Raw genomic sequence first — 24,533 nt, forward strand, 5'->3', positions numbered from 1 at the left:
GCCGGTCAGGCAGCGCGCGACACGCGGATCGGACGCTCACGTAGACCGCCGCGAGCAACCGCTCGGGCGAGCTCCATGAATCGATGAACGGAAAGTAAATTCGTTCACGCGTCCGTCAACCCACCCCGCGAGCGAGCGCGGCGGTTGGCTCAGAACGCCTGGACGCCGAGCACGACGCCGGGCCAGCGGCGCTGGGCGTCCGAGTCGCCGATGCCGAGGGGGACGCTGCCGTAGGGGCTCAGCCGGGCGTCCTCGGCGGTGTCGCCGAACGCGACGTTGTAGCTGGGGCCGCCGAAGACCGCGAGCTCCGGGAAGAGGCGGACGCCGAGGACCGCGCGCGCCTGCACGAGCGCGGCCGAGGTGTTGATCGACGAGGGCTCGTGGAGCGAGTACCCGAGCAGGTCCATGTCGGCGTAGAGGCGCTCGCCGAGGTGGATGCGGCCGCCCAGGCCGAGCGAGACGACCATGCGGGGGCGGTCGCCCGTCATGCGGATGCCGATCCCGTAGATGTTGTGGAAGTGGTCGCTCCCGTTCTTGAGGCCGGCCATGACGATGCCGGACTCGAGCCCCCACACGTCGAGGTGGAGGCGGCCGTTGCGGACGACGTTGAGCAGCCCGAACGAGAACGGCGACTCGTCGGCGTAGTTGACGAGGCCGATCTGCATCCCCTCCACCTTGCCCGTGGCCACGTTGACGAGCCCGATCTGCACGCCCGTCGACTCGCCCGCGGCGAGGTTGGCGAGGCTGAACTGCGCGCCCGTCGACTTGCTGGCGGCCACGTTGGTCAGGCCGACCTGCACGCCGGTCGCCGCGCCCACGCCGAGGTTGACGAGGCCGACCTGCACGTCGGTCGCGTCGCTCACGGCGACGTTGGCCACGCCGATCTGCAGGTCGGTCGAGGCGCCCGCCGCGACGTTGATCGCGCCGAGCTGCGCACCGTCCACGGCGCCGGCGGCGAGGTTGAGCACGCCGCCCTGCGCGCCCGTGACCGGGCCGGCGACGACGTTGATCGAGCCGACCTGCGCGCCCCAGAGCCCCCTGGCGAGGTTGAGGCCGGCCGAGAGCTGCGCCCCGCGCGCCGGACCGAGCACGAGGTTGGCGCCGGCCGAGAACTGGGCGCCGCACAGGAACGACGAGACGATGTTGACGCCGACGCCGAGCTCGAGGCCCGTGACGCCCGCCGTGTACCCGCCGGCGAGGTTCAGCGAGTAGCGGCGGACGACGTTCGCGCCGTCGACGGTCGAGGTGCCGACGAACGGGAGGAGGTCGGCGCCGAGGCGGACGGTCTTCGCGCCGGGGAGCTCGCACCGAGGAGGCTCCGGGGGCGCGGAGCGCGCGGCTCGCCTGGCCTGCGCGGACGGCGCGGGGCGCGCGGCGCGGGGAGGCGACGCCTTCGCGCCTGCAGGGCGCGCGGCGGGCTCCGGCTGCGCCGGCGGCGGCGGCGGCGTCGTCTCGCGCGGGCGCTTGCCGAACGCCGCCGCGAGCTCCGCCGCCTCGTCGCGAACGAGGTTGCCCGCGAGCAGGGCGATCGCCTCGGCGGCGCGATCGGGATCCTCGGGGACGTCGATGGTGCGCTCGATGCGGCGGTCGTCCGCGGCGCTGTAGCTCAGCGTGACGCGGCCGTCGGGCTCGCCGCGGAGGACCAGCGTGGGGCGCCCGGCGGTCGCCGCGGAGGCCAGCGTGATGTTGGCGCCGAGCTCGCGGCCGACGGCGGCGCGCACCGCGTCGGGGTCGAGCGTCCACGGCGCGCCATCGACGACGAGCTCGACGCCGGCGGCGCTCGGCGCCTCGGCGAGGGCGCGCGCAGGAGGCGCGGTGACCGCGGCGAAGGCGCCCGCGGCCGCGAGGAAGCGCAGGAGGAGGACGCCCGCGCGGAGGCCTGCGCCGCGCGCGGACGTGCTCCGGTCGCGGCGCGGCGAGCCCCGCAGAGGCGCGGGGAGGAGGGCGATGTCGGGTGTGTTCATCAACCGTGCTGTGCCCGCTCGCGGCGCGTTCGTTCACGCGCCGTGACGTTCACTCGTCCGCGCTGCGCATCGCCTCGATCAGCGAGCGCGACTCGGTCTGGCGGTAACCGCCGAAGGTGCCCTGCGCAAACGGCTCGAGCGCCCGCTGCGCCTCGTCCTTGCGGCCGAGTCGAACGAGGCAGAGGGCACGGTTGTACTGGGCCTCGACGGCGAAGCGGCCGCGCGGGGTAGCGGCCAGGTAAGCGTCCCAGGCGTCGAGCGCGGACGCGGGGTCGCGCTCGACGAAGTGCGCGCGGTGCGCCGCTTGATAGAGCGCGTCCGCGTCGGGCCCGGCCGGCGGGCGCTGGATGGCCTGGGGATCGCCCGCCGCCTTTCGCGGGGCGGGCGGGACGCGCGCGGCGCTCGGCGCGACGGCCTTGCGCGCGGGCGGCGCGACCGCCATCACCGGGGCGCGCGGCGGCGCGGGGTCCGGGCCGGGCAGCGGCATCGACGGCTGGACCGGCGCGAGCGGATCCGCGGGCGCCTCGGCCTCCGCCGCGGGCGCGTCGGCCTCCGGCGGCGCGGGCGCCTCGGCCGCGCGCCGCGGTCCGGACAGCGCGCGCGGCGACGGCGGCGCAGGCGGCTCGATCGGCGCCTCGGCCGCGCTCAGGCCGAGCTGGGACGCGATGTCGTTCCAGCCGCCGGGGAACCAGCGCGCGGCCGAGGCCCACGCGACCGATCCGACGAGCACGGCGGCCAGCGGGACCACCACGCGGACGGTGGTGAGCCGGCGGGCGCGCTGCGCCTTGAGGCTCCTCATCACGCGGGCGCGCGTCTCGTCACGACGGGCGCGCGACGCGCCTGCATCCTCGCGCAGCGCGCGCGCGGCCTCGCGGAGCACGTCGTCCTTCATGGGGTCCTCTCTTCCAGCAGCGTCCGGAGCTTCTGCTTGGCGTGGAACAGCCGCGTGCGCACCGTCGCCTCGGGCACGCCCAGGATCTCGGACACCTCGCGCGCGCTGCGCTCCTCGACCTCGCAGAGCACGAACGTCGCGCGCTGCGCGTCCGGCAGCGCGTCGAGGGCGCGGTTCAGGGCCTGGGCGAGCGCGGCGCGGCCGGCCTCCCGCTCGGGGCTCGGCGCGTCGTGCTCCTCGGGCTCCAGGGCGAGCCGCTCCATGGCCGCGCGGCGCCGCGCCGCGCCGCGGAGGTGGTGGCGGGAATGGTTGACCGCGATCGAGATGAGGAACGTCTTCAGCGACGAGCCGCCGCGGAACCGCTGCGCGGCCTGCGGCAAGCTGACGAAGACGTCGTGCGCCAGGTCCTCGGCGGCGGCGTCGTCGCCGGTGAGGCGGCGGGCGAACCCGCGCACCGCCGCGTAATGCTTGTCGTACGCCTCGCCCACCGCCGCGGCGTCCCCGCGCCGCAGCCGCTCGACGAGCGCTTCCTCCTCGTCCTGCGCGCGCTCGGCGCCGCGCGAGAAGAGGAACGGCATGACGAGCGCGATCGCCCTCATCGGCCGCGACCTCTCCACGGCGCGCTCGGGGTGAGCGGCGCCCGGCGTCTGTCCCGGCGGAAAGCCCGCCGATCGCTCCGTCCCATCTCGGTCCATGCCTGCGTTGTCATCGTTACATCCGAACGGGCCCCGCGGCGCTGCCCTTTTGCCGTCAGCAGGCGTCGGAGGGCTCGGGGCGACCTGGGGCACAGGGCTTCGTACCCGGAAGGGAGGGGACCGTTCATGGGGGGCCGTCCATTTCGTGCCCGGACCGGTCGGGAACGTTCAACCCCGGCGGGCGAAATCGACACCCCCAGGAGGTCCCCCCCGCCGCCGGGCGGGTTCCGGGCGGGTGGGCGTCGGAATCGTGCGCAGGCTCGCGACCGTTGAACGGAGCGCGCGGCAGCGGGCACGCAGCATCGAGTGGTCAGAGGGCGCCGCCGCGACGCGCGGCGCCGCTGTCACGGGTCCATCGCAGATAAGGAGTGATGACGCTATGAGCATGCGCACGGCTTTCGAGTGGGGTCTTGGTCTCTCTCTGTGCTTCTTCTCCACGACGATGATCGGCTGCCACATCAATACCCACTGCGACTGGGACGACGACGAGGAGGAGTGCTCCTGGGACGACGCTCCCGATGCTCCCGACGCTCCCGACGCTCCCGACGCCCCCGACATCGAGCGCCCGGACCGCGACGATGACGACGACGACGACGGCGGCTCGATCAGCGCCGGCGAGGGTGGCTCGAGCAGCACCAGCTCGAGCAGCGCCGGCGGGGGCGGGACCTCCTCGGAGAACCCGGGCGCCTGCGAGGCGGACTGCGACTGCCCGAGCGGCAGCGAGTGCGTCGCGGGGGCCTGCAAGACCCCGTGCGCGGCCTCGTGCGATTGCCCCGAGGGCGAGTCCTGCGAGGCCGGCTATTGCGAGCCGCCGCCCGAGCCGGCGATCTCCTGCGAGGCGGACTGCGACTGCCCGAGCGGCGGCGCGTGCGTCGAGGGACTCTGCACCTGAGCCGCGCCGCGCTCCCCGGCGGCAAAGCGCCCTGAATCGGTCCCTTCCCGACTCCGGTCCACGCGCCGCTCCAGTACCGTCAACGCGCCGGCGGGGGCGCCGCCGCTTCCCGCTCGGCGCCCGCGTGCGCCGCCCGCGCCGCGCTGGGGCTCGCCGGGACGAACCGGAGGAACAGCTCCGCGGGGCCGCGGACGGTGATCGCGCCGTTGTACTGGACCTCCGCCGCGGCGCGCTCGATCCGCCGGAACCGCGCGAGCAACACGTCGAGCGCCACGCGCGCCTCCATGCGGGCCAGCGCCGCGCCGATGCAGAAATGGATGCCGTGTCCGAAGTGGAGCCCGCCCTGCGAGCCGCGGTTCAGGTCGAACCGATCCGGATCGGGGAACTTCTTCTCGTCCCGGTTGGCGGAGGCTGGGAACGGGAGCACCAGCGCGCCCGCAGGCACCGTCACGCCGGAGAGCGAGACCTCGGAGGTCGCGATCCGGGGTAGGGCCATGACCGGCCCGTCGTAGCGGAGCATCTCCTCGACGAACAGCGGGATCAGGGCGGGGTCCGCGCGCAGGCGGTCCATCATGCCGTCGTGGGCCGCGAAGTAGATCATCATGTTGCCGAGGAGATGCGTCGTGGTCTCCAGCCCGCCGATCAGGAGGAGGACGAGGAAATCGATGACCTCGGTGTCCGTCAGCCGCTGCCCGTCGACCTCGGCGCCGAGGAGGTCGGTCACCGTGTCGTCCGCGGGCGCGCGGCGCCGCGCCGCGATGACCTCCCGCATATACCCGGTCAGATCGGCGATGGTCTTCCGCACGCGCTCGGCGTCCTCGTGGGGCGCCGGCGTGATCGAGAGGATATCGTCGGTCCATCGCTTGAAATTGCGGCGGAGGGCGTGGTCCATCCCGAGGAGCTCGCCGATGACGAAGGCCGGCAGCGGCATGGCGAACGCATCCACGAACTCCACTTCTCCGACGAGGCGGCTCGCGAGATCCTCGGCGACGGCGCGGACGCGCGGCTCCAGGCGCGCCACGGTGCTCGCCCCGAACGCGCGGTGGATCAGGCCGCGGAGCCGCGTATGCGCCGGCGGATCCATGGCGAGCATCGAGTTGGCCATCGGGTTGTAACCCACCCAGGGCGGCTGCCACGCCACCTTGAAGCCCCCGGACGAGAAGACCTCGGGGTTCTTGAGGACGAAGAGCACGTCCTCGTAGCGCGTCACGGCCCACATCCCGCCAGGCTCGACCTGGCACACCGGGCTCGCGCGCCGGAGCTCGGCCAGATACGGATACGGGTTCGCACGAAACGCTGTATCGAAGATGTTGATCGGCTGATTCATCGCAGTTACCCCCGGGCCCGTGAGGCCAACGCGGCGCAGCTCGAGGCCGACGGCGCCCGAGCAGTCCTGTTGCGCGGCGAGCATCCCCGGCGCCACGTAACAGCATTGGAAATACATTTGCCATAGAGCCAGGACGCAATCAATTGGTACTGTCGAGACCGATCGACCGGCGCGCCTCACCTACGTGAACCTTCATCCACGGCGCCATCGCGGCGACGAGAAACGCGCCGTGGCGTCGGCGCCGTGCCGATTCCAGCCCCGCTGGAGATCATGTAGTGCCAGTCGAATTCGACTCTCGCCCGAATCGTCCAGTCCTTCAATGTGGGCGTGACGTCTCGCGTCAAGGCATAGGCGAGTATGCCTATGCCTCGATCCAGCGGGCTCGGGTACAAGCTCGTCGCAGGCACCTGCATCGGAGGATGCGAGGACGGACGGCGATCTTGGAATAGAGAGGCGAGGACGAATGGAAACGCTCCGCAATTTCGGCACGACGGTTCCCGGGATCGTTGCGCTCGCGGCGTTCGCGGCGATGGCCTGCTCCAGCCAGGGAGACGGGACGACCGACGCACCGCACGGCAGCGGCAGCGCCGGAGGGCTCGCTGGGTCCAGCACCAGCGGCTCCGGTGCCACGGGTGCCTCGTCGGCGATGGGTGGCTCGTCGGGCGTTGTCAGTGGCGCCGGCGGCAGCGGCAGCGGCGGTCACCCGACCTCGGGGGGAGCCGGCGCGGGCGGCGCGGGCGCCGTCGGCTCCGGCTCGGGCGGTTCCGGGGGAGAGGCGCGGAGCGCGGGCTGCGGTAGCACGACGGAGCTGACGAGCGGCCGTTTCAGCATCGATGTCGGGGGCACGACGCGCGAGTACATCCTCGCCGTGCCGGACGACTATGATTCGAGTCGTCCTTACCGGCTGATCTTCGCCTGGCATCCCCGCGGCGGCTCGGCCGAGCAGGTCGCGACCGGGTTCGGCGGCGGCTACTACGGCCTCCAGGGTCGCGCCGACGGCTCGGCGATCTTCGTCTCGCCCGAGGGCATCGACCAGGGCTGGGCGAACACGGGCGACCGCGACATCGCGTTCCTCCGCGCCATGCTCGACCGCCTCGGCGCCGAGCTCTGCATCGACGAGAGCAAGATCTTTTCGACGGGATTCAGCTACGGCGGCATGATGTCGTACGCGATCGGCTGCGGGATGGGCGACGTCTTCCGTGCCATCGCCTCCATGTCCGGCGCGCTCTACAGCGGCTGCGCAGACGGCGACAGTCCTGTGGCCATGTGGGGCGCCCACGGCGACGCCGACGACGTGGTTCCAGTCGAAAATGGTCGGTCCGCTCGCGATGTCTTCCTCGAACGAAACCACTGCGACCAGCAGACCACACCGGCCGAGCCGAGCCCCTGCGTCAGCTACGAAGGCTGCGACGCGGGCTATCCCGTCGTCTGGTGTGAGTTCAGCGGGGGCCACGCCCCACAGAACAACTCCGGCGAGTCGATCTGGAGCTTCTTCTCGCAGTTCTGAGTCGGGTCTCGCTCGCTGGAGCGCTCTCCGCAACTTTCATGGACGACGTTTGGCGCCACCGCTGTCAATCGACGACATGCTCTTCACTGAATGGATGGATCCGACGATGAAGATGGGGAATTGGCCGACGAAGGCCTTGATGGTTGGAATCCTTGGCATCTGCTCTGGAGGGTGTGGTCAGTCGAGCGAGGATGGCAGCGGACCAACGACGAGCAGCGGCTCTGGCGGCGCGGCGTCGGGCGGCTCTGGTGAAACGACCGGCACCGGCGGCGACGCCGGCATGGACGGCGCGGGTGGCGGGATCGCCGGAGCCGGTGGAGCTGGGGAGACCGGCGGCAGCAGCGGCAGCGCAGGCGGCGGCGTCGGCGCTGGCGGCGACAGCAACGGCGGCGGCGAGGCGACGATCGTCCCCGATCCATCGTGGACCTGCGGCATGCCCGGCGGCATCCCGCTCCCCACGCTCGGTGAGCTCGTCTTTCGGGCGACGCTCCAGCTCGGCGAGACCCACGACGTCGGGACCACCCAGTTCGGACACCGCCGCCTCCTCGACGTGAAGGGGGGCACGCTCACGGGCGACAAGGTCCAGGCCACGTTCCTCACGGGCGGCATGGAGCTCGAGCTCACGCTGTCGAACGGATCCGTCGAGCTCGAGGAGATCAACATCCTGAGAGCGAGCGACGGCACCCTCATCTACCTGCGGAGCTGCGGCGTCGCGCCCGCCGGCGATGCGGTCGTCCGGATCGTCCCGGACTTCGAGGTCGCGGAATCGAGCTCGCTCGCCTGGCTCAACACAGGGAAGTTCGTGGGCACCCGCGTCGTCGACGCCACGGCGGGCACGGTCCAGCTCGACGTCTACGACATCGCCGACGTGGCCGCCGGAGAGCCGAAGATCCAGCTCAAGGATCCCGAGGGCGTCCCCCATCAATCGTGGGAGTGCTCGACGGCGACCGGGGCGAGGGGATCGAGCGTGTTCACCGAGTCCGTCACGCTCGGTTCTTCCCTCTCCGTCGGCGCGAGCAAGCGCGGCACGCGCAACATCATTCCCATCACCGGGGGCACAGTCACCGGTGGAACGCTGCTCAGCGGCCTGTCGGGCTCGGTGCTCCCCGGAGGGGCGGACTACCAGCTCCTCGGAGCGAGCACGGTACTGGACGCCAGGTACGCGCTGTCCTCGAACGACGGCGAGGTCATCGTGGTGAGGAACTGTGGACCGTTCGGCGCGCTCATCCCGGTCTTCGAGACGCGCGCGGACGGCCCCTACGCGATCCTCAACACGAAGCAATATGTGAGCTCCGACCCGGGAGGCGCGGCGGGCGGGGTGAGCCTCACCTTCTACGAACGCAAATAGCTCCAGTGCGGCCAGCTGCAACCATCCCGGCTAACGGGACGAAAACGGGAGGTTTCCCCATGGGCGCATCGCCCCCTCACGCGCCACGCGACGCGGTCACGCTGTCGCTGTGCTTTCTGATCGCCCTGCTGGAGGGGTTCGATATCCAGGCCATCGGCGTGGCCGCCCCCCTGCTGATCCCCGCTCTGGGCCTTTCGCCCGGACAGGCGGGCGTCGTGTTCGGGGCCGGCATGGCCGGACTGGTCTGCGGCGCGCTGGCCGGCGGCTGGATGGCCGACCGCATGGGCCGCAAGCCGCTGCTGATGATGGCTGTCGGCGTCTTCGGCCTGTTCACGCTGGCCACCCTGGTGGCGGGCGGACCGCTGTCGCTGGGCCTCTTCCGGTTCCTGGCTGGGGTCGGCATGGGGGCGGCGATGCCCACCCTGGTGGCCGTCGCCCTGGAGATCGCCCCGCCCGACCGGCGGACCCGCACCACCACCATGATGTTCAGCGGCATGCCGGCCGGCGGGGCGCTGGCGGCGCTGTTCGCGGCCGGTTTCCTGGGGCGGTTCGGCTGGCACAGCATCTTCCTCGCCGGCGGCGTGCTGCCGCTCTTGCTGCTGCCGGTCATGGCGTGGCTGATGCCCGACAGCCGCGCGGCGGCGGCCGGCGGCGCCCAGCGACCGGGCGGCGTGCAGGCGCTGTTCGGCCAGGGCCGGCTGCTTGTCACGCTGCTGGCCTGGTTCACCTTCGGCCTGACGCTGCTGGTGCTGTATCTGCTGCTGAACTGGCTGCCGTCGCTCGTGGCGGCCAAGGGCCTGGGCGGGGTCGGAGGCGCTGGGGCCGCCTTCGCCTTCAATGCCGGCAGCGTCCTCGGCTGCTGGATCATCGGCATGCTGGTGGACCGGCTCGGGCCGCGCCTTCCCATCATCGTGGCCTATCCCGCGCTGGCCCTGTCGCTGTTCGGGCTGGCGTGGGCCGACAGCCTGCCGCCGGTGCTGGCGCTGGCCGGGCTGGCCGGCTTCTTCCTGCTCGGCGCGCAATATTCGCTCTATGGCGTCATCCCGCTCTATTACCCGGCGCCGGCGCGCGGGCTGGCCACCGGCGCCTCCATCGCCGCCGGCCGGCTGGGTTCCATCGGCGGGCCGCTGATGGCGGGCCTCCTGCTGGGCCAGGGCTGGGGCCCCGCCTCCGTGGCCATGGCCATGGTGCCGGTGGTGCTGTCGGCCGGGGTGGCGGCCGCGGTGATGACCCTCCGCGGTCGCTATGCCGGTGATTGAGGAATGGCGGCGGCGATCAGCGCCGGGCCGTGGCGGTCGACGTCGGGACCAAACCACCATCAAAGCCTAGAACAATGGTCGGCTTCAAGCCGCATGTCTGCGGGAGGACTTTATGCAGGTGATCGTCGCAGGCGCCGGGATCGGCGGCCTGGCCGCGGCTCTGGCGCTGCACGCCTCGGGCCATGAGGTGACGGTGTTCGAGGCCGCGCCCACCATCCTGCCGCTCGGGGTCGGCATCAACCTCCTGCCCCACGCCGCCGAGGTGCTGGACGAGCTGGGCCTTGTCGAGGCCCTGCTGGCGCAGGGGGTGGCGACCCGCGAGCTGGTCTATTTCAACCGCTTCGGTCAGCGCATCTGGGACGAGCCGCGCGGCCGCTTCGCGGGTCACGCCGCGCCGCAGATCTCCCTGCACCGCGGCGCCCTGCAGGGCGTGCTGTTCGACGCCGCCGTCGAGCGGCTGGGCGAAGGCCGGGTGATCTGCGACCGGCGCCTTTCGGACCATGAAGAGGGCGGAGGCCGCATCGTGGCGCGCTTCTTCAATCGCGAGGGTGCGGCCTCGAAGGTTCCCGCCGACCTCCTGATCTGCGCCGACGGCATCCATTCGGCGGCGCGCGCCGGCCTCTATCCGGACGAGGGGCCGCCGGTCTATGGCGGCCGCATCCTGTGGCGGGCGACCAGCCTGGCGGCGCCCTTCCTCACCGGCGCCAGCATGATCATGGCCGGACATCAGGACCAGAAGTTCGTCGCCTATCCCATTTCCCCACCGGGGCCGGACGGCCGCCAGAGGGTCAACTGGATCGCCGAGCTCACCGTCGCCGAGAGCCTGCGACGGGAGGACTGGAACCGGACGGGCGATCCCGCCGACTTCCTGCCCAGGTTCGAGGCCTGGCGCTTCGACTGGCTGGATGTGCCCGGCCTGATCCGGGGCGCCGAGGCGATCTACGAGTTCCCGCTGGTCGACCGCGATCCCCTGCCGCGCTGGAGCCATGGGCGCATGACGCTGCTGGGCGACGCCGCCCATCCCATGTATCCGATCGGCTCCAACGGGGCGAGTCAGGCCATCCTGGACGCCCGCGCGCTGGTCCGCGCGCTCGCCGCCCACGCCGATCCGGTGGAGGCGCTGGCCGCCTACGAGGCCGAGCGCCTGCCCGCCACCGCCGCCATCGTCGCGGCCAATCGCGGCAACGGTCCGGAGCAGTGCATGCAGATCGCCCAGGACCGCGCGCCCGACGGCTTCGACCGGATCGAGGACATCTTCGCCCCCGGCGAGCTTTCGGCCATCGCCGCCCGCTACAAGGTGCTCACCGGCCTGAAGCGCCCCTCGGAGCCCCGCGCGTGAGCCCGCCCCTCGCCCGCCTGATGACGCTCGAGGTGACGGTGGACCCGCCGGTCACCGTCAATTCAAGCCCGCCCGGCCGACGCTTCATCCCCATTGTCGGCGGCACGGTGGCCGGCGGCCTCGAGGGCCGGGTGCTGCCGGGCGGCGACTGGCAGACGATCTGGGCCGACGGGCGGATGGACCTCTCCGCCCATTACATCCTCGACATCGCCGGCCATGGGACGGTGGAGATCCTCTCCGAAGGCGTCCGCGCCGGGCCGCCGGAGGTGCTGGCGGCGCTCGGGCGCGGCGAGGCCGTGGACCCCGGGCTCTACTATTTCCGCACCGCCATCCGTATGCGCACCTCGGCGCCAGGGCTCCTGCGGCTGAACGCCGTGCTGGCCCTGGCCGTGGGCGAGCGGCTGGCCGACCGGGTGCGGCTCACGGTGTACGAGATCGGCTAGGGGCGCGATCGTGGCTGAGACCTCACGGAGAACGCATGAGCACACAGACGAGATCGTCGAGACGCCGGGGCGATGTTGGCGCAGGGTTCTTGGCCGTCATCCTCAGCATCACTTCCTTCAACCGCTCGGCACGGGCGCAAGCGCAGCCCGAAGCACCGCCGGCGCCGACGGGCGAAACCCCGCCGATCGCGGCTCCCGCGACCGAGCCCGCGAGCCCTCCTGCAGACGCGACCGCGGCGCGAGCGCCGTCTGCGGAGGCCCACGCGGGCGCGCCGGCACAGCAAAGCGCCGCCGGGCCCGGCCCAGCTTCGCCGGCGCCACCGCCTCCGGCGGAGGAGGAGCCATGGAAGAAGCCGCTCAGCATCGCGGCCTGGGCCCGCGTCGGAGGTCGCTTGCAGAACCCCGGCGCGCGCGAGAAGATGGACCGACTGCTCGCGGACGGAGAGCTGGATCTGTCGTTTTCAGGCGAGATCAACCGGTTCATCGGGGTGCAGGGCGCGATCGTCGCTCAGTTTGGGCCGACCCCAACGGGGGGCAACATAGCGGGCAGCGCGACCCTCCGTGACGCCATCGCCAAGATCAAATTTCATGATCTGCTGAACGTCTGGATCGGTCGAATGATCGTGCCGTCGGATCGCTCCGCCTTTTCCGGGCCGTGGTCGATGGGGCCGTGGAACTATCCCGGATTCTTCCAACCCTATGCGCCGCCGCTCGGCCCGAGGCAGGGGCCGTTCGGGCGCAACGATGGGGTGACCGCCTGGGGCAAGATCGCGGGCGGCCTGTTCAAGTATTACGCCGGTGCTTTCAACCTGCATGACTCTTCGGTGAGCCCGCTCTACACAGCGAGGCTCAACTTGAGCTTGCTCGACCCGGAGCCGGCCTATTACCAGAAGTCCACGTACCTCGGAGAGAAGAGCATCCTCGCGCTCGGCGTGGCGGGCGAAGTGCAGAGGGAAGGTTCCGTCGAATCGTTGCCGCCCCCTGCGATGGGCATGCCCCCAGGCGTCCCGCGTAAGGACACCTTCATGGAGGCCAACGCCGACATCCTGTTCGAGAGGAACCTCGGCACCGCGGGCACGATCACGCTCGAAGGCGCATTTTACAAGTACTTTGGAGACTTTGAGGGCTTCGACTATTCCTTTTTTGCCCTCGCGAGCTACCTCGCGCCGAGCAACGTCGGCGTCGGGAAGTTGCAGCCTCTGGTCCGACTGCAACAAGCGAAGCCGAAGAACGCCGACCCGTATGTGCTCATCGATGCCCAGGTGGGCTACATCATCGAAGGGCACGCTGCGCGCGCGGCGCTCGGCTATCAAAGGAGCGATCTCTCGGGGGCGAAGGGGAATGCCCTGTTCCTCGGCGTCCAGCTGCAGAAGTGATCCCCGAAGCTTGGGAGTCTCGCGTCCACGACCCGCTTGCGAGGAGCTGGTCATGCGCAGCATGGGAGCGGCCCCGTCGGCAAATCGCGGCATAGGCGAGTCTGCCTATGCCGCGAGCCAGAGGGATCGGTTACGAAGTCGTTGCAGTCACCTCCATGGCGCGTTGCACAGGATCGTGGAGCGTCGTGAAAACATCCAATCCGGTGTTCATGCGGATCCGTTCAACCGGTTACCCGATATGAAGCTCGCCTCTCTCCGCGGCCCCGGCCGCGACGGCACGCTCGTCGTCGTCCGCCGCGACGGCCTCGCCTACGCGCCGACCGGCGCCGCCTTCCCCACGCTCCAGGCCGCGCTCGACGACTGGGAGCGCGCCGAGCCCGCGCTCCGCCGCATCGCCGACGACATCGAGCGCGGCGACGCGGAGGTGGCCCCGCTCGTCGTGGAAGAGCTCGCTGCGCCCCTGCCCCGCGCGTACGAGTGGATCGACGGATCTGCGTACATCCACCACATCGAGCTCGTGCGCAAGGCGCGCGGCGCCGAGCCCCCCGAGACGCTCACGACCGATCCGCTCGTGTACCAGGGCGGCTCCGGCGTCCTCCTCGGGCCGACCGACGACATCGTCCTGCGCGACGAGGCGTGGGGCCTCGATTTCGAGGCCGAGGTCTGCGTCGTCCTCGGCGACACCCCGCAGGGCACGCGCCGCGACGAGGCCCACCGGCACATCCGCCTCTTCCTGCTGGCCAACGACGTGACGCTGCGCAACCTCGTGCCCGCCGAGCTCGCGAAGGGGTTCGGGTTCTTCTGCTCGAAGCCGGCCACGGCGTTCTCTCCGTTCGCGATCACGCCGGACGAGCTCGGCGACGCGTTCCGGGACGGGCGCGTCCACCTGCGGCTCCGCTCGACCTACAACGGCGCGCTCATCGGTGATCCCGAGGCCGGCCCGGAGATGCACTTCTCGTTCTCCGATCTGGTCGAGCACATCGCCAGGACCCGCAGCTTCACGGCCGGGACCCTCCTCGGCAGCGGCACCGTCTCGAACCGGGATCCGGCGCGCGGCGTGTCGTGCCTGGCCGAGAAGCGCATGCTCGAGATCCTCTCGCACGGCGCGGCGAGGACGCCCTTCATGAAGCCAGGAGACACGATCATGATCGAGATGCTGGATCACGCGGGCCAGAGCCTCTTTGGGCGTATCGCGCAGCGGGTGGTATCCGGATGAGCACCCCGGCGAAGCGGCCGGAGTCGCTCGGCATCAAGCGGGTGGAGGCGCTGCACTACTACGTGCGCGACCTGGAGCGGAGCCGCAGGTTCTACACGGACAAGCTCGACTTCCAGGAGATCGCCGCGAGCTCGCCGGAGCTCACGGCGGCGGCGGCGCAGCGGTCGGTCGTCTTCCAGGCCGGCGAGTGCGCCATCGTCTGCTCGCAGCCGCTCGGCGAGGGCGGGCGGGCGTGGCGCTACCTGCGCAAGCACCCCGACGGGGTGGGCACGATCATCTTCGAGGTGGAGGACGTGGACCGCGCCTTCCGGCTGCTCGAAGGCCGCGGGGGCACGCCGATCGACGAGATCCACCGGGCGACGGACGAGGGCGGCACGTTCGCGTCGTTCTCGATCACGACGCCGTTCGGCGACACCACCTTCCGCTTCGTGGAGCGGCGCGGCTACCGGGCGCTGTTCCCCGGCTGCGTGGCCCACGACGCGCCGCGCGGCGGCGAGAACCGCTTCGGGATCGCCCGGTTCGATCACATCACCTCGAACTTCCAGACGATGGCGCCCGCCCTGCTCTGGATGGAACACGTGCTCGGGCTCGAGCCGTTCTGGAAGATCGCGTTTCACACGAACGACGTCGCGAAGGACGCCGATCACGGCTCGGGCCTGCGCTCGGCCGTGATGTGGGACCCGGGCTCGGGCGTGAAGTTCGCGAACAACGAGCCTTATCGGCCCTACTTCAAGAGCTCGCAGATCAACGTCTTCAACGAGGAGCACCGCGGCGACGGGGTGCAGCACGTGGCGCTCGCCGTGGACGACCTCCTCGCGGCCGTGCGCGGGATGCGCGGCCGAGGGGTGGAGTTCATGCCGACCCCGGCCGCCTACTACGACATGCTGCCCGAGCGCTTGCGGCAGCTCAGCATCGGGCAGATCGACGAGGACGTGGCGGCGCTGCGGGAGCTCGAGGTGCTTGTCGACGGCGACGGCGCGAAGTCCTATCTCCTCCAGATCTTCCTCAAGGAGTCGGCCGGCACGCACCGCGATCCCGACGCGGGGCCGTTCTTCTTCGAGCTCATCCAGCGCAAGGGGGACCGCGGCTTCGGCGCCGGCAATTTCCGGGCGCTGTTCGAGAGCATCGAGCGGCAGCAGAAAGCGGAAGGGAGCGGCTGATGCTCGACCGCGTCGTCGCCGGGAGCGTCCCGCGCAAGCACCACATCGCCCTCCAGAGCGAGGCGGGGGAGCTCCGCTACGAGGAGTGCCTGACGCGGGAGGGCTTCGACGGCCCCTACACGATCGCCTACCACGAGCGCCGGCCGCACGAGCACCGGGTCGCGCGCGCCGCGCACGGCTTCGCGCTGCCGGTCGCCGCGCCGGCGCGCCCGCTCGCGAAGCGGCACTACCGGTCGCAGGACCTGCCGCGGCGCGGCGGGCCCGCGATCGACTGCCGCGTGCCGCTGCTCTTCAACGACGACGTGGTGATCGGGATCGCCCAGCCGGACGACGACGATCCGGTGTACTTCGCGAACGCGGACGCCGACGAGCTGCTCTTCGTCTTCCGCGGCGGCGGCGTCCTGCGCACGATGCTCGGCGATCTCCGCTTCGAGCGGGACGACTACGTCGTCGTCCCGAAGGGGCTCTTCCACCGCTTCCTCCCGGACGCCGCGCCCCAGCTGTGGCTCTCGATCGAGGCGGCGGACATCCACCTCCCGCGCAGGTGGCGCAACGAGGTCGGCCAGCTGCGGATGGACGCGCCCTACTCCCACCGCGATTTCCGGCGGCCCACGTTCATCGGCCCCCTCGATGAGGGCATCCGCGCGCTCGTCGTGAAGCGCGGCGGCGCGTTCCACGGCTTCGCCTGCGAGCGCTCGCCGCTCGACGTCGTCGGCTGGGACGGGACGGTGTACCCGTTCGCGTTCCCGATCCAGAGCTTCCAGGCGCGCGTCGGGCTCGTACACCTGCCGCCGGACTGGCACGGGACGTTCGCGGCGCGGGGCGCCCTCATCTGCAGCTTCGTGCCGCGCCCGGTCGACTTCCACCCGGAGGCGATCCCCTGCCCCTACCCCCACTCGTCCGTCGACTGCGACGAGCTCCTGTTCTACTGCCGCGGCAACTTCACCTCGCGCCGCGGCGTCGGTCCCGGCAGCATCTCGCACCACCCGGCCGGCGTCCCGCACGGGCCGCACCCCGGCGCGTACGAGGCGAGCCTCGGGAGCCGCGAGACGAGCGAGCTCGCCGTCATGCTCGACACGATCCGCCCGCTCGCGGCCACCCCGGCCGCGCTCGCGGTGGAGGACCCCGGCTACCAGGACAGCTTCATCGCGGGCCCATGATCGGGATCAGGCGCTCGGCGCACCGAGAAGCAGCGGTTCAGGGGCTCGTTGATTTCCTTCTCCCCGAGGCCGCTTCGCGCAGCCGCCTTCTCAAGCGAGCGCCTCGGCGTGGATCCTCCCGCGCCGGGGCGCGGTGGCCGGGAGCTCGAGCGTGAACTTGGCGCCGAAACCGAGGCCCTGGCTCTCCGCGCGGAGCGCGGCGCCGAGCAGGCGGGCCTCCAGCGCGCTCGCGTGCAGGCCGAGCCCCGTGCCCTCGGGCCACGTGGTGAACCCCTGCTGGAACAGCCGCGCGAGGTGGTCCGACGCGATGCCCACGCCGGTGTCCTCGACCTCCACCGAGCAGCCACCCCCCTCCCGCGGCGCGCACCGGACGAGGACCCGGCGATCCGGGCCCGCCGCATGGCACACCGCCCGCCGCGCGTTGGTGATGAGGTTCGTGACGATCTGCAGCAGCCGGTGCCGGTCCGTCTCGACCCGCGCGTCGTCCGAGAGCTCGCAGACGACCTCGATGCCGTGGTGCGCGCGCTCGGCGCGGTTCAGCCCGACACGCAGGGCGTCCTCGACCACGGAGGAGACCGTGACCGGCTCGACGATGATCTTCATCCCGGCGTTGCGCAGCTGATCGGACACGATGTCGCGGATGCGGCTCGCGCACTCGCCGAGCTCCGAGAGCTCGCCGGCCGCGGCCTCCTGCTCGGCCGCGAGGTGCCGGGCCAGCTCGTCGATGTACTCGATCAGCCGCTGGCCGCGCGGGTCCGCCGCGAGGAACCCCGCGAGGTCGTCCCTGTGCGTCTTCAGGAGCTGCGCCACCTGGCCGAGCCGCGGGACGCGCGAGCCCGCGATCCGCTCCGAGAGCTGCATCCGCAGCACCATGACGCTGTTCAGCGCGTTGCCGACGTTGTGGATGGCGCTGCCCGCGACCTCGGCCATCCCCGCCTTGCGCGCGGCGTCGACGAGCTTCTGCTGCGTGCTCCGGAGCTCGTGCGTGCGCTCCTCCACCATGCGCTCGAGGCTCTCGTAGACGAGCGCGTTGTTGAACGAGACGGCCGCCTGCGCGGCGAGCAGGTGGAGGATCTCGAGCCGCTCGGGCCCGAAGAGCCCCTCGAACAGGTTGTTCTCCAGGTAGATCGCGCCGAGCACCCGCCCCTTGAACAGGAGCGGCGCGCAGAGCATCGACCGGACCCTGCGGGAGCTCACGTAGGGGTCGTCCCGCAGCGCCGGGTCCTGGGAGGCGTCGGCGTGGATCACGCTCTCCCGCGTGCGCACGGCGAGCCGCACCACCGAGGCGCAGACCTCGTCGCTCTGGTCCTCGAGCGGGATCGACGGCAGCGCCCGCGACTCCGGCGGGTGCGCCACGCCCTGCGCGACGAGCACGAGGCCGTCGCCGCGGGCGAGGAGCAGCGCCCCCCGCTCGGCGCCGGCGTTCTCGACGAGCACCTGCACCATGCTGCTGAGCAGCCGCTCGACGACGAGCTCCTGGGAGAGCACGCGCGCCGCCTTGAGCAGCGTCTCCACGTCGAAGACGTCCGCCCGCGCGGCCCCCGGCGCGCCGCGGTCGCGCCCCGGCTTGATGAGCGGGAACTCCTCGGTGAGGAGCGCGATCTTGCGATCGACGCCCCAGCGGCCGTAGGCCTGGAGCGCGTCGGTCAGGAAGTCGAGCGCGGCGCGCGTCCTGCCGCGCGACATCCAGAAGCGGCCGGCGAGCTCGCACGCGAGGGCCTCGATGTTGACGAACGCGTGCTGGCGGCCGAGCGCGATGGCCTGCTCGTAGAGCCTCGCGGCGTCGTCCAGGCGCCCGTCGACGCGCGCCGTCTCCGCCTCGACGAGCGAGTGCTTGTGGGAGAAGTTCGCGGGGCAGCTCTCGGTGAAGCCGCGCAGCCGCTCGCGGCACGCGTCGAGATCGGCCCGCAGCCGCGCCCGATCCCCCTCCGCCGCCTCCGGCAGGAGCGCCGCGATCGCGAGCGCGCGGTAGAACCGGAGCGCCGCGGTCTGGAACTTCCCGGCGAGGAAGCCGAGGTTCTCCTCCGCCTCGTCGGCGACCCGCAGCGCGTCCGCGGGGCGGCCGTGCAGGTACAGGCACATCGCCTTGAGGATCTGGTGGTGGCAGAGCGCGTAGCGCGTCTGGTGCGCCTCGCAGTCCTTGAGGAACCGCTCCTCGGTCAGCGCCTCCTCGGGCACGGCGGAGGCGTCGCCCGTGAGGTCCCGGAGCGCGAGCAGGAGGCCGAGGAGGCTGTGCGTGGCGACCGTGTGCTTGGTCCGCTTCGCGAAGCGGAGCGAGGCCGGCAGCTCGTCGAGCAGCCCGCGCGCGCTGGCGCCGCGGAAGAGCGGGTTGAGGAGCAGGTAGATGAGGAAGTAGCCCGCGAACTGGAGATCGCCCGCGTCCATGCCGGCGCGGTAGCCGTCCCGGAACAGCGCGTCCGTCTCGGAGAGCGGCCGCACCCACGACTGGATGTTGTTGCCGAGGATGTAGCAGGCGCGGCAGAAGTCGCCCTGCATGCGGAACCGGAGGCCGATGTCGGCGGCGAGCCGGCCGAGCTCGTAGCCCCTCTGGTAGTCGCCGTAAAAGTGGCCGATCAGGCCGCCGTACATGGCGAAGCCGTACGACGCCTCGGGCGTCAGGCCGTGCTCGAGCGAGATCCGCACGATGCTGCAGCACGCGAAGAAGTTCAGCTTCTCGAGCTTGAGCATGTAGAGCGGCGCCATCAGCTCGTTGAGCACGCCGACGGCGAGCTTCTGGCTCCCGTCGGCGATCTCCTCGGCGTCGATCAGGGAGGCGAGCGCCCGCCCGGCGAGCAGCGCTTTCACCCGCGCGGCCTCGGCCTCGACGAGCGCGTCGAGCTCCGCCGCGCTCGCGCGGGAGGGGAGCGCGACGCCGACGAGGGCGAGCGCCTCCCGCCCGGCCTCCACGGTGTCGGTGAAGCGCCCGCGCATCGTGTACTGCACCATCCGGAGCTTCAGGAGATCGGCCTTCTCGACCGGCGTCCTGGCGTGGCCGAGCGCCTCGGTGACGAGCGCCTCGGCCGCGTCCATCGCGCCGAGGAGGTACTCCACCTCGGCCAGCTGCCGGAGCAGGGCGAACGCGAGCGCGTAGTGCGACGCGAACGCGCCGGCCGGGAGCAGGCGGCGGCCCGCCTCGAGGTAGCGCCGGGCGGCGGCGTAGGCGGTCGCGTGCTTCGCCCGGACGGCCGCCTCCAGGTTGAGCCCCGCGATCGCGAGCCGCTCCGCGGCGTCGCGCACGAGCCCGAGCCCCTCGTCGAGCTGCTCGACGATCTCGAAGATGCGCTCGGACCGCTCCTCCGGCGCCGTGGCCGCGAGGAGCCGGCGGCCGATCCGGAGGTGGATCGCCTCGCGCTGCGGCTTCTCGATGAGCCCGTAGACCGCCTGCTGCACGCGGTCGTGGAGGAAGCGGAAGCGGCGCGCGGCGGCCTCGCCGGGCGCGCCCGAGAGCTCGCCCGCGGTCTCGAGGAGGTACTCGTTGCGGATCGCCGGCTCGAGGCGGCGCGCGATCTCGATCGGGTCGAGGCCGGCGATGACGGCGAGGGTCTCCCGATCGAAGGTGCTCCCGATGCACGCCGCGATCGTCAGGAGGTCGACCGTGCCGGCCTGGAGGCTGCGCACCCGGCCGCTCATGAGCTCGACGACGTTCTCGGTGAACCCGCGCGCCTCGATCTTCTCGATGTCCCAGCGGAAGCGGCGCTCCTCCGGGGAGAAGGTGACGAGCCCGTCGGCGTCGAGCGCCTGCAGGAACTGCCGCGCGAAGAACGGGTTCCCCTCCGTCTTGTGCATGACGAGGCGGGCGAGCGGCTCCACCGCGTTCGGCGCCTGCCTCAGGGTGTCGGCGACGAGCCGGGTCAGCGCCGCGAACGGGAGCGGGAACAGCTGGAGGGTGTTCACCGTCACCGAGCTCGCCTGCACGGACCTCAGCGTCATGAGCAGCGGGTGGCTCTCGTTCACCTCGTTGTCGCGGTAGGCCCCGACGAGGAGCAAGGGCCCGAGATCCTCGCCGCCGAGGAGCCCCTCGAGGAGCCAGAACGTGCCGGCGTCCGCCCACTGGAGGTCGTCCAGGAAAAGGACGAGCGGCTGCTCGCGGCCGCAGAACGCCTGGAGGACCCCCCGGAAGGCGAGCAGGAGGCGGTGCTGGGCCTCCGCCGGGCCGAGCTCGGCCGGCGCAGGCGGGACGTTCCCGGCGCCAAGCACGATCCCGAGCTCGGGCAGCACGTCGGCGAGCAGCGACGCGTTCCTCCCGAGGCACCGCTGCAAGGACTGCCGCGCCGCTCCGACGCGCTCCGCGCTCTCCGCGAGCACCTGCTGGAGCAGGCTCCGGAGCGCCTGGATCACGGCGGAGTAGGGGATCCCGCGGTGGAGCCGGTCGAGCTTGCCCGAGATGAAATAGCCGTGCTCCCGCGTGAGCGGCTTGTAGATCTCGTGCACGAGCGACGTCTTGCCGATCCCGGAATAGCCCGTGATCATGATCATCTCGCGGCTGCCGGCGAGCACCCGCTCGAAGATCGACAGGTACTGCTGCGCCTCCCCCTCGCGCCCGTACAGGCGGTGCGGGATGCGGAAGCGACCGGAGACGTCGTGCTCGCCGAGAGGGAACGGGTCGATACGACCGTCGTCCCGGAGCGAGCGCTGGCACCTGAGCAGATCTCTCGAGAGGCCTTCTGCGCTCTGGTACCGCTCCTCCGCGTCCTTCGCGAGGAGCTTCATGACGACGGCCGACACGGCCGGAGGTACGGAGTCCTCGGGCAGCGGCGCGGGGGGTCGGGCGAGGTGAGAGTGCATCCACTCGAGCGGCCCCGAGGCGTCGAACGGCAGGCGCCCGGCGAGCATCACGTAGTACACGACCCCGAGCGAGTAGAGGTCCGTGCGCCAGTCGAGGGTCCGGTTCATCCGGCCCGTCTGCTCCGGGGACATGTAGGGGAGCCTGCCCTCCTCGACCGTGCTCTGCGCCTGCGGGTGCTCCTTGCGGAGCCGCGTCGAGAACATGAAATGGGTCAGCCGGACCGCGCCGGTCCCGGGGTCGACGAAGAAGCTCTGCGGCTGGATGTGCTTGTGGATCACGCCGCCGCCGTGCACCTCGGCGAGCGCGCCGGCCATGCTCGCGGCCCACGTGAGGAGCTGCTCGATCCGGAGCGGTGAGCGCGCGAGGAGCCGGTCGAGGGGCACGAGATCCTCGTCCTCGAAGACGAGGACCGGTGTCCCGCCGCAGAGCTCCATCAGCGTGGGGCTCAGCACCTGCGCGGCGTCGAGCGAGCGGGTGATCTGGAATTCGTTGAGGAGCGCGCCGGCGGCCGGAGCGTTCGTATGACGAGGTGAGTCGAGGTGACCCTTGAGCAGCACGCGCCTCTCGTCGCTCTCGCGCACGGCGCGCACGATGCTCCATCGCTCATTTGTCGTTTGCAACACCTCTTCGTTTCGATAGCCCACAGCTGCTTGCAAGGCTCTGCTCCGATCTGGCGACGCGCCGACTGACCCCCGGCGAGGATCGGAGGATAAGCCGGCGATTCGCGCCTGTCACATGGGCATCGCCGGAGTCAACACTTCGGCTTGCGGGCGGGCTCACGGCCGGCGAGGCCGTAAAGGACGATCCGGTGGACGGCGGACAGCATCGCTTCCACCTCCTCGCGGGAGCTCTGGAACAGCCACGGAGGAGAGAAGCTCGCATAGGCGCGCAGGAGCGCGCGCGCGGCGAGCTCGGGGTCCTCGACGTCGAGCTCGCCCGCGCGGGCGCCGCGCGCGATGAGGTCGCGGAGGAGCGCGCGCTCCTCGTCGAGGAAGCGGGCGTGGGCCGCCTTCACGGCGCGGCTCTGGCAATGCACGAGATCGCACGCGTGCGCGCCCGAGCCGGCGAGCTCCAGGAACGAGCGCGCGCGGGTGTCGAAGACCGCGCGCAGCCGGTCGCAGAAGGGCAGGTCGTCCCCGGCCGCGGCGGCGCGCATGGCGGCCATGACGGCGCGGTGCTGGCCCTGGGACAGCTCCTCGACGATGGCGTCCTTCGAGGCGAACTCCAGGTACACGGCGCCGACGGCGATCTCGGCCTCGCGGGCGATGTCGGCGACGGTGGTCTTGGCGGGCCCATACCGGCGGAGGAGCCGCTCTGTCGCCTCGAGGATACGCTGGCGCCGCTCGCTCGCGCTGCCGGGGTGACCGTGCTCCATGACGTGAGCGATGTTCTCTCGGATTCACGCCCGGGGGAAGTGGCCCGGCGAACAGCGGGAGGGAGCCGACGGGGAGCGCGGGGCAGCGCGACGGCGCCGGCTGCGCGGGAGGCGCGCGGGCCGTGCGGGGCGCGCGGTCGCGGCGCGTCGGAGCCGAGCCCCGAGATTGATCGCCGTCCGCCCGGCGGCTATCGTGGGCTGGCTTTGCGCCGGATCTTCCGCGAAGATCGCGCGGTTCACGAGATCCGCGATCCGGCGCGCCGAAGGGACCGATCCATGACGAGCACCGCGCCGACACACGACGAAGCCGAAGGGCTGGTTCGACAGGGGCAGGTGATCGCCGGCAAATACCGCGTCGAACGGGTGATCGGCATCGGCGGGATGGGCGTCGTCGTCGCCGCGACCCACCTCCAGCTGGAGGAGCAGGTCGCGATCAAGCTGCTGCTGCCCAGCGCGGCCCACTCGCGCACGCTCGCCGAGCGCTTCGTGCGCGAGGCGCGCGCCGCGGTGAAGGTCAAGAGCGAGCACGTGGCGCGCGTGACCGACGTCGGGACGCTCGAGTCGGGCACGCCGTACATGGTGATGGAGTACCTGTCGGGCAGCGATCTCGCCGAGGCGCTCCGCGCGGGCGGGCCCATGCCCCCGCAGGCCGCGGTGGAGTACGTGCTCCAGGCCTGCGAGGCGCTCGCCGAGGCGCACGCGGCGGGCATCATCCACCGCGACCTCAAGCCGGCGAACCTGTTCCTGACGCGGCGCGCCGATGGCTCCCCGTGCGTGAAGGTGCTCGATTTCGGGATCTCGAAGGTGGCGACCGGCGGCTCCGATCCGCGGATCACCGACACGACGGCCGTCATGGGCTCGCCGCTCTACATGTCGCCGGAGCAGCTCAAGTCGTCCCGCGACGTCGACGCGCGCACCGACCTCTGGTCGCTCGGCGTCATCCTGTTCGAGCTGCTCGCGGGCGCGCCGCCGTTCGACGGCGCCACCATGCCGCAGCTCTGCGTGGCGATCATGCAGGGGATCCCCCGCCCGCTCGCCTCGCTCCGCCCCGACGTGCCCCCGGCGCTCGTGGCGGTGATCCTCCGGTGCCTGGAGAAGCTGCCGGAGCGGCGCTTCCGCGACGTGGGCGCGCTGGCCGAGGCGCTCGCGCCGTTCGTGACCGGTCGGGCGCGGCTGTCCGTCGACCGGATCAGCGGGATCTCGCGGAGCTCGGCGCCCTCGCGGCCGGACGCCCCGGCGCGGAGCGGGGCGACCTCCCCGACCATGGTGAACACCTCCCCGGCGTGGACCGATACGGTGGTGCCGCGGAAGCGGCCGGTGGGGCTCGCCGTCGCGCTGGCCGGCATCGGCCTGTCGCTGGTCGCCGCGCTCGCGGTCTTCGGCTTCCTGAGCGCCCGCGCGCGCGGCGACGGCGCCGCGACCGAGCCGTCCGGCAGCGCCTCGGCGGCGTCGTCCCCGGCGGGCTCCGCGGCGCTGCCGGAGGCGCCCGCGGCGCCGTCGCCGGCGGGCTCCGCGGCGCCGCCGGACATGCCCGCGGCGCTCTCGCCGGCCGTCACGCCGGGCGGCGCCGAGGCGCCCGCGCCCGCGGACGACCGCGCGGCGCCGGGTCCGGCCCGGGCGGCCTCGGCGGCGCCGGCCAGCGCCAGGCCCGCGGCGGCGCGACCGGCGAGCGCCGCTCCCCGACCCGCAGTCGCCGCGACCGCGCCGCAGATCCGGGCCGCCCGGCCGGCCGCCGCGCCGGCCCCCGCGCCGACCAGCGGCAACCTGTTCGACGATCGCAAATGAGGACACGAC

The 24,533-nt window shown here is 72.1% G+C and carries 17 protein-coding genes; 11 read left to right on the forward strand and 6 right to left on the reverse strand.

What is annotated here, in order from left to right:
• Positions 1-149: 149 nt before the first annotated feature.
• Genes WMF36_RS23965 through WMF36_RS23975 form a run of 3 tightly spaced genes read right to left on the reverse strand, consistent with a single transcriptional unit; the run spans position 150 to position 3,551 of the window.
• Complete coding sequence (locus WMF36_RS23965) at positions 150-1,964, reverse strand: LA_2272 family surface repeat-containing protein (protein WP_437573057.1); 1,815 nt, start codon at positions 1,962-1,964, stop codon at positions 150-152.
• A 49-nt stretch (positions 1,965-2,013) separates the two neighbouring features.
• Positions 2,014-2,856 (reverse strand): tetratricopeptide repeat protein, encoded by an 843-nt coding sequence (locus tag WMF36_RS23970; RefSeq protein ID WP_437573058.1) that lies wholly within the window; start codon positions 2,854-2,856, stop codon positions 2,014-2,016.
• Positions 2,853-3,551 (reverse strand): RNA polymerase sigma factor, encoded by a 699-nt coding sequence (locus tag WMF36_RS23975; RefSeq protein ID WP_437573059.1) that lies wholly within the window; start codon positions 3,549-3,551, stop codon positions 2,853-2,855. The genes WMF36_RS23970 and WMF36_RS23975 overlap by 4 nt, the downstream gene beginning before the upstream one ends.
• 379 nt (positions 3,552-3,930) lie before the next feature.
• Here WMF36_RS23975 and WMF36_RS23980 point away from each other — a divergent pair, with 379 nt between their 5' ends.
• A complete protein-coding gene (locus WMF36_RS23980; RefSeq protein ID WP_437573060.1) occupies positions 3,931-4,443 on the forward strand; it encodes a hypothetical protein in 513 nt (170 codons plus the stop codon).
• A 79-nt stretch (positions 4,444-4,522) separates the two neighbouring features.
• On the opposite strand, the gene WMF36_RS23985 is transcribed toward WMF36_RS23980, so the two are convergent.
• Positions 4,523-5,770 carry a cytochrome P450 gene (locus tag WMF36_RS23985; protein WP_437581951.1) on the reverse strand — a complete coding sequence of 416 codons (1,248 nt, stop codon included), beginning with the start codon at positions 5,768-5,770 and terminating at the stop codon, positions 4,523-4,525.
• Between the two features lie 463 nt (positions 5,771-6,233).
• On the opposite strand from WMF36_RS23985, the gene WMF36_RS23990 reads away from it, so the two are divergent.
• From WMF36_RS23990 to WMF36_RS24030, 9 genes are all read left to right on the forward strand, one after another.
• Entirely contained in the window at positions 6,234-7,277 is a 1,044-nt protein-coding gene (locus tag WMF36_RS23990) for an alpha/beta hydrolase family esterase (protein ID WP_437573061.1), read from the forward strand.
• Between the two features lie 76 nt (positions 7,278-7,353).
• Positions 7,354-8,625 (forward strand): DUF3237 family protein, encoded by a 1,272-nt coding sequence (locus WMF36_RS23995; RefSeq protein ID WP_437573062.1) that lies wholly within the window; start codon positions 7,354-7,356, stop codon positions 8,623-8,625.
• A 59-nt stretch (positions 8,626-8,684) separates the two neighbouring features.
• Entirely contained in the window at positions 8,685-9,884 is a 1,200-nt protein-coding gene (locus WMF36_RS24000; protein WP_437573063.1) for an MFS transporter, read from the forward strand.
• A 112-nt stretch (positions 9,885-9,996) separates the two neighbouring features.
• Positions 9,997-11,223 (forward strand): flavin-dependent oxidoreductase, encoded by a 1,227-nt coding sequence (locus WMF36_RS24005; RefSeq protein ID WP_437573064.1) that lies wholly within the window; start codon positions 9,997-9,999, stop codon positions 11,221-11,223.
• Positions 11,220-11,666: a DUF3237 family protein gene (locus WMF36_RS24010; protein WP_437573065.1), complete on the forward strand. Its 447-nt coding sequence runs from the start codon at positions 11,220-11,222 to the stop codon at positions 11,664-11,666. Before WMF36_RS24005 ends, WMF36_RS24010 begins: the two co-directional genes overlap by 4 nt.
• Positions 11,667-11,755: 89 nt before the next feature.
• Positions 11,756-13,042 (forward strand): hypothetical protein, encoded by a 1,287-nt coding sequence (locus WMF36_RS24015; protein ID WP_437573066.1) that lies wholly within the window; start codon positions 11,756-11,758, stop codon positions 13,040-13,042.
• A gap of 238 nt (positions 13,043-13,280) precedes the next feature.
• Positions 13,281-14,258 carry a fumarylacetoacetate hydrolase family protein gene (locus tag WMF36_RS24020; RefSeq protein WP_437573067.1) on the forward strand — a complete coding sequence of 326 codons (978 nt, stop codon included), beginning with the start codon at positions 13,281-13,283 and terminating at the stop codon, positions 14,256-14,258.
• The gene (locus tag WMF36_RS24025) at positions 14,255-15,418 is read left to right on the forward strand and encodes a 4-hydroxyphenylpyruvate dioxygenase family protein (protein ID WP_437573068.1); all 1,164 of its coding nucleotides are present in this window, start codon (positions 14,255-14,257) and stop codon (positions 15,416-15,418) included. Before WMF36_RS24020 ends, WMF36_RS24025 begins: the two co-directional genes overlap by 4 nt.
• Positions 15,418-16,578: a homogentisate 1,2-dioxygenase gene (locus WMF36_RS24030; RefSeq protein WP_437573069.1), complete on the forward strand. Its 1,161-nt coding sequence runs from the start codon at positions 15,418-15,420 to the stop codon at positions 16,576-16,578. Before WMF36_RS24025 ends, WMF36_RS24030 begins: the two co-directional genes overlap by 1 nt.
• A 90-nt stretch (positions 16,579-16,668) precedes the next feature.
• Here the strand turns inward: WMF36_RS24030 and WMF36_RS24035 are convergent, their stop codons facing one another.
• Together WMF36_RS24035 and WMF36_RS24040 are read right to left on the reverse strand one after the other, a co-directional pair.
• Positions 16,669-21,984 carry an AAA family ATPase gene (locus WMF36_RS24035; RefSeq protein WP_437573070.1) on the reverse strand — a complete coding sequence of 1,772 codons (5,316 nt, stop codon included), beginning with the start codon at positions 21,982-21,984 and terminating at the stop codon, positions 16,669-16,671.
• Positions 21,985-22,115: 131 nt separating this feature from the next.
• The gene (locus tag WMF36_RS24040; RefSeq protein WP_437573071.1) at positions 22,116-22,739 is read right to left on the reverse strand and encodes a TetR/AcrR family transcriptional regulator; all 624 of its coding nucleotides are present in this window, start codon (positions 22,737-22,739) and stop codon (positions 22,116-22,118) included.
• 276 nt (positions 22,740-23,015) lie between these two features.
• Here WMF36_RS24040 and WMF36_RS24045 point away from each other — a divergent pair, with 276 nt between their 5' ends.
• On the forward strand, positions 23,016-24,524 hold the full coding sequence (locus WMF36_RS24045) for a serine/threonine-protein kinase (protein WP_437573072.1): 1,509 nt from the start codon (positions 23,016-23,018) through the stop codon (positions 24,522-24,524).
• The last annotated feature ends 9 nt before the right edge of the window (positions 24,525-24,533 follow it).

Origin of the sequence: Sorangium sp. So ce887 (assembly GCF_051521455.1) — a bacterium.
Classification (GTDB): Bacteria; Myxococcota_A; Polyangia; order Polyangiales; family Polyangiaceae; genus Sorangium.

What these genes read in the sequence shown, in the direction of transcription:
- WMF36_RS23965 (WP_437573057.1), bottom strand. Translation starts at nt 1,964, where the DNA reads ATGAACACACCCGACATCGCCCTCCTCCCCGCGCCTCTGCGGGGCTCG.
- WMF36_RS23970 (WP_437573058.1), bottom strand. Translation starts at nt 2,856, where the DNA reads ATGAAGGACGACGTGCTCCGCGAGGCCGCGCGCGCGCTGCGCGAGGAT.
- WMF36_RS23975 (WP_437573059.1), bottom strand. Translation starts at nt 3,551, where the DNA reads ATGGACCGAGATGGGACGGAGCGATCGGCGGGCTTTCCGCCGGGACAG.
- WMF36_RS23980 (WP_437573060.1), top strand. Translation starts at nt 3,931, where the DNA reads ATGAGCATGCGCACGGCTTTCGAGTGGGGTCTTGGTCTCTCTCTGTGC.
- WMF36_RS23985 (WP_437581951.1), bottom strand. Translation starts at nt 5,770, where the DNA reads ATGAATCAGCCGATCAACATCTTCGATACAGCGTTTCGTGCGAACCCG.
- WMF36_RS23990 (WP_437573061.1), top strand. Translation starts at nt 6,234, where the DNA reads ATGGAAACGCTCCGCAATTTCGGCACGACGGTTCCCGGGATCGTTGCG.
- WMF36_RS23995 (WP_437573062.1), top strand. Translation starts at nt 7,354, where the DNA reads ATGCTCTTCACTGAATGGATGGATCCGACGATGAAGATGGGGAATTGG.
- WMF36_RS24000 (WP_437573063.1), top strand. Translation starts at nt 8,685, where the DNA reads ATGGGCGCATCGCCCCCTCACGCGCCACGCGACGCGGTCACGCTGTCG.
- WMF36_RS24005 (WP_437573064.1), top strand. Translation starts at nt 9,997, where the DNA reads ATGCAGGTGATCGTCGCAGGCGCCGGGATCGGCGGCCTGGCCGCGGCT.
- WMF36_RS24020 (WP_437573067.1), top strand. Translation starts at nt 13,281, where the DNA reads ATGAAGCTCGCCTCTCTCCGCGGCCCCGGCCGCGACGGCACGCTCGTC.
- WMF36_RS24025 (WP_437573068.1), top strand. Translation starts at nt 14,255, where the DNA reads ATGAGCACCCCGGCGAAGCGGCCGGAGTCGCTCGGCATCAAGCGGGTG.
- WMF36_RS24030 (WP_437573069.1), top strand. Translation starts at nt 15,418, where the DNA reads ATGCTCGACCGCGTCGTCGCCGGGAGCGTCCCGCGCAAGCACCACATC.
- WMF36_RS24040 (WP_437573071.1), bottom strand. Translation starts at nt 22,739, where the DNA reads ATGGAGCACGGTCACCCCGGCAGCGCGAGCGAGCGGCGCCAGCGTATC.
- WMF36_RS24045 (WP_437573072.1), top strand. Translation starts at nt 23,016, where the DNA reads ATGACGAGCACCGCGCCGACACACGACGAAGCCGAAGGGCTGGTTCGA.